This is a genomic window from Bradyrhizobium sp. 164, assembly GCF_023073715.1.
GTDB lineage: Bacteria > Pseudomonadota > Alphaproteobacteria > Rhizobiales > Xanthobacteraceae > Bradyrhizobium.
Window position 1 is genome coordinate 1 of record NZ_JADPKA010000065.1, and the last position, 4,485, is coordinate 4,485.

Here is a 4,485-nt window from a genome sequence, read left to right on the forward strand (position 1 = left end):
GCGTGCACGGTTTTTTTTGAAGCTGATGCCCTCACCGGCAAAGAAGCGCGAGAGCATCGACTTGTCGGCTTCGACGCCATGCCTGCGAAGCAGTCGCTCGGCGATCGCATCGAGCGTCAGATCGTTCTCTTTGCGCCAAAGTTCCAAGAGCCAGTCCCGATGCGGCTTCAGCACAGAACGCCGGTCACCGCCGGTCGGCAAAGCCGCCGTGCGCTGCGTTTCCTGGAACGCCTTCACCCAGCGGATCGCGCTCGCGATCCCGACCCGGAATATCCGAGCCGCTTCGTTCCGCGAACGGCCATCCTCAACGACGGCCTTGATCACCCGAATGCGAAGAGCCTCTCCATGCGCCATCCCTGTCGGCCCCCTCCGGCCTCAAGGATGAATCACGGTTCGCTCCCTTTGGGAATCCCTGCGATTCAATTCCGTCCCCAACATGCTCTAGCGTCGCAACACCGGCAGAGGCGCGGGCAATCCTTGGCGTTTGGAAACGTGGATAACCCACCAGATCCAGTGCGCGGCGACGCCATTGATGAGTCAAGATCGAGATTGTAGTGCAGGAAGATGCTGGCAAGGAGCGGGCTGATGCTCGCACTTGCGGCGTGCCCCTGTCCGTCTCTTGCTTCTTGCCGCTCTCAATAACGTCAGCTCGCAGCTACAACCCGATGAGCCGCAAGATGTGAGGATCGGCGATCTTGTGCGCCAGCATCCGCAACACCACTCGTACTCAACCCAGTCGAAAGACTACTCGACAGACTACCCACCACCGCGCGCATCATCTCGACGACTATCCCGATCAGGGACCATCGTTCGGTCGCGCCATCCCTTTGAGGGATCTGGCTTAATGTGCTTGGCTGGTGTCATCGACGCGGCGAACTTCATCTGACGCTTGTACTGCCCGATGGTACCCGTGCCCTTGTACCGGCCGCGTAGACAGATCTGCCTATCGCACAACATTTACCGCCTGCAAGCCCGCAATGCGCTCGAGCGGCATTCCTGGCTTCCCACGCCGAGCTGCTGCACGCCCGGACGATCGTCGACGCTTTGCTGCGGCAATTGGATGCCGCGCATACTGTCCTGCCACCGGAATCGGAGGACAGCCATGCAGCAGCTAAGCTTTCTCGACCCACCACCTCAGCACGGTGTCGTACCCGTATGGGAGGCCCTCGATAAAGAACAGCGCGCACATCTCGTGCTGCGACTCGCCCGACTAATCGCCCGAGCAATCGCCACTGCCGGAGACCACAACGATGAACGAACAGAGCAAGATCACCGCTGAGCACCTACGCCGATGCGCAATCGTCTACGTGCGTCAGTCCAGTACGACGCAGGTCGAGCATAATCGCGAGTCCACTGCTCGTCAGTACGAGTTAGCCGAACGCGCCGGGCGGCTTGGTTGGCGACGCGATCAGGTGAAGGTCATCGATGAGGACCTCGGTGTTTCCGGTTCCGGCCTTTCCGAGCGCATCGGCTTCGCACCTATGACCGCGGAGGTCGGCCTCGGCCAGGTGGGCATCGTGCTCGGCTTGGAAGTCTCGCGACTAGCGCGCAATAATGCTGATTGGTACCGTCTGCTCGATCTATGTGGCCTGACCCACACGCTCATCGGTGATGGAGATGGGATTTATCATCCGGGCTTGTTCAATGACCGCCTGGTGCTCGGGCTCAAAGGTACGATGTCAGAGGCAGAGCTGCATGTGCTGCGTGCGCGGCTGCTCGGTGGCATCCGCAACAAGGCCGCACGCGGAGAACTGCACCGCGGGTCGCCGGTGGGTCTGGTACAGGGCGACGCCGACGGGGAGGTGCTGTTACATCCTGACGAGTCGGTGCAAGCCGCGATCCATGCTGTCTTCGACCGCTTTGCCGAATTCGGCACGACGCGTGTGGCTGTGGTTCCGCTCGCAAGGCCTGCGCTTTCCGCTGCACTCCAACAGCCTTGTCGATCTCCGCTGGGTCGCCCCAACTTACACAAAGATCCACCAGGTCCTCACCAACCCGTTCTATGCCGGCGTTTATGTGTATGGCTGCACCCAGCAGACATGCTATCGCGATGCGGGCGGTCGAATCCGAAAGCGCATCAGACAACGCGACCGCGAGCAGTGGCCGGTGTTCATGCGTGACCATCATGCCAGATACATCGATTGGTATACCTTCGAGGCGAACCAGAAGCGCCTGGCGCAGAACATCCGTCCTCGACCGCACCAGAGCGGGGTGCCGTGAGAGAAGGCGCAGCACTCCTGCAAGGCCTCGCCGTATGCGGACACTGCGGTCGGCGCCTGGCCGTACACTACAGCGGCCGGTTCGCGGCGCCCGGATATCACTGCGCCGGCAAGAACATCGTCAACGGCCGGGGCGAGTACTGCCTCAACATCGGCGGTGTGCAGATCGATGCGGCTGTCGCCGAAGCGTTCCTTGCGGCTCTCGCGCCCGCAGGCCTGGAAGCCTCGCTCCAGGCGATCGAGCAATTCGACGCCGATCACGAGACGACTCTCGCGCAGTTCCGTCGCGACGTCGAGCGTGCCCGCTACAACGCGCAGCGCGCCGAGCGACGCTACCGCGCCGTGGACCCCGGAGAATAGACTCGTCGCGCGTGGACTCGAAGCAGAATGGGAAAGCGCTCTGCTGGAACTGAAGACTGCCGAATCCGAACTCTCGACCGCGAACATGCCCGACCGCGCTCGCTTACGCACGAAGAACGCAACGCGATCCTTGCACTCGGTAAAGACCTCAAGCTCTGGTTCGCTCCCACGACGAGCGATCGCGATCGCAAGGAGTTACTCCGCACGCTGCTCGACGATGTCACCTTGAGAGTCGAGCGATAAATACAACGCTCACCTGACGCTGCGTTGGCGCGGCGGTCTCTTCAGTGAAGTTAATGTCCCATTGCCGCACTCGCATCCATCGCCGATCCCACCGCCGACGATACGATCGACCTGCTGCGGCGGCTGGCTGCACATTATCCCGACGCCAAGATCGCCGGCATCCTCAATCGCCAAGGCCGTACAACGGCCACCGGACTGTCGTTTACGGCACATCGTGTGTCGAGCCTGCGGACGCACTGGGAGATCCCACGCTTCGAGCCGAAACAGCAAGCGCGGGACGGCGAGTGCATGACGATCGAGAAAGCAGCACGCGCTCTCGGGATCGCACCCTCTACTCTGCATCGCTGCCTCAACGATGGCTTCATTGCCGGAGAGCAGATCACACCTGGCGCGCCGTGGCGCATCCGTATCAATGACGAGTTGCGATCGCGCTTTGTGGAGAGCGCGCCCGAAGGTTACGTGAAGATGTTCAAGGCCATGAATCTACTCGGCGTCTCGCGGCAAACCATCTTGCAACGTGTAAAGCGCGGCGAGCTTAAGGCCGTTCACGTTTATCGCTGGACGGGCCAAAGCATACGAATTCAAGTACCTGCAGTTGCTCCGGACCTCTTCGACCCTCTCAAAAAAACTGAAGGTGTAGTATGACGCAACATCCAAATAAGCCCGAATGTCGAGATCGAGCACGAAAGGATGCCGCCAGCATCGCTGGTGAGCAACCCCAACGGCATCGAGCGCCAATTTTCCGGGTCGATATCCGAACGAGTCTGGATGAAAGTGTTTCTCCAAATCCGGCTCCAGATGTCCTTTGACGACCGCCTGAGCAACGCGATCCGACACCGTAGGAATTCGTAGCGGCCTCTTACCGCCGTCGCGCTTTGTCGATCTGCACACGCTTGACCGGCGGTGGAAAGTAGCTGCCCGAAGACATTCGATTCCAGAGCTTGTAGATTGCTCTGCAAGTCTGCCTCGAACACCTCGATCGACTGCTCGTCCACACCGGCTGCGCCCCGATTTGCTTTAACCCGTTTGTACGACTCCCAAACCCAGCGCTTGGGGATGTCATACGGCTTTGCTTGACCCAAAAGAGTCCTCCCGTTTCCGGTTGTTCTTCCAATCAAGCGGGACAGTGCCGTGCCTTCGCTCCGCCACCATTACAGTGTCTTCGTCACTACTACACACGGCTCCGTCCCTGCATCGCGCGTTGGTACTCAGACTCGTGTGGGGCTTCCACTTGAACCATTCCCTGGCACCGCGATACAGGTGCCCACGTCCGCACAGAAGCCTGAACCGAGGTCACGCCACCTCGCCTGCCGGACGCCGCCTGAGCCCTAAACAGGTATCGCTCAGACTGATCCCAAGATAACGACTACCCCTTGGTTTTGACGTCTTCCCTACGCTTTCGACAATTCGCTTGCGCTCGTCTCCTCGATCCTTAGTCGTCCGTTAAGAAGCCGGATTGAGCTGAGTTGGAGAGGCGAGCGTTCGCCACAGCAACTCCAGGAATTGGCCCAAGAGTTCTCTGAGCCAGGCGAGGATGCGGCGGAAGTTGTGGCCGACGGCTGAGTATAGCGCGACAATCAGGATGAGAGCGGCGCGTCAATCAAGATGAGACGAGGCGGCCGAGCCAGGAGATAATTGACGCTGGCCGCCGACTTGGCAAGCG

4 protein-coding genes and 1 pseudogene are annotated in these 4,485 nt (G+C 60.3%); 2 read left to right on the top strand and 3 right to left on the bottom strand.

The genetic code is table 11. The annotated features are described in order from the left end of the window. Positions 1 to 354 (bottom strand): IS630 transposase-related protein (locus IVB01_RS20060; protein WP_249810909.1); only part of this gene is annotated, 354 nt, incomplete at its 3' end. Positions 355 to 1,250: 896 nt separating this feature from the next. Here IVB01_RS20060 and IVB01_RS20065 point away from each other — a divergent pair. After that, positions 1,251 to 2,120, top strand: coding sequence for a recombinase family protein (locus tag IVB01_RS20065; protein ID WP_247494775.1), 870 nt, complete (start codon positions 1,251 to 1,253; stop codon positions 2,118 to 2,120). A 3-nt stretch (positions 2,121 to 2,123) separates the two neighbouring features. On the opposite strand, the gene IVB01_RS20070 is transcribed toward IVB01_RS20065, so the two are convergent. Further along, complete coding sequence (locus IVB01_RS20070) at positions 2,124 to 2,666, bottom strand: hypothetical protein (RefSeq protein WP_247494776.1); 543 nt, start codon at positions 2,664 to 2,666, stop codon at positions 2,124 to 2,126. Positions 2,667 to 3,110: 444 nt separating this feature from the next. Between IVB01_RS20070 and IVB01_RS20075 the strand changes: the two genes are divergently transcribed. Further along, positions 3,111 to 3,467, top strand: coding sequence for a helix-turn-helix domain-containing protein (locus IVB01_RS20075; RefSeq protein WP_247494777.1), 357 nt, complete (start codon positions 3,111 to 3,113; stop codon positions 3,465 to 3,467). A gap of 15 nt (positions 3,468 to 3,482) precedes the next feature. Here IVB01_RS20075 and IVB01_RS20080 read toward each other — a convergent pair. Further along, positions 3,483 to 3,904 (bottom strand): annotated as a pseudogene (locus IVB01_RS20080) (reverse transcriptase domain-containing protein); the annotation flags it as partial. Positions 3,905 to 4,485 lie beyond the last annotated feature (581 nt).

Excerpts from the sequence above, each read along its gene's own strand:
- IVB01_RS20075 (WP_247494777.1), top strand. The coding sequence starts at position 3,111 with ATGACGATCGAGAAAGCAGCACGCGCTCTCGGGATCGCACCCTCTACT.
- IVB01_RS20065 (WP_247494775.1), top strand. The coding sequence starts at position 1,251 with ATGAACGAACAGAGCAAGATCACCGCTGAGCACCTACGCCGATGCGCA.
- IVB01_RS20070 (WP_247494776.1), bottom strand. The coding sequence starts at position 2,666 with ATGTTCGCGGTCGAGAGTTCGGATTCGGCAGTCTTCAGTTCCAGCAGA.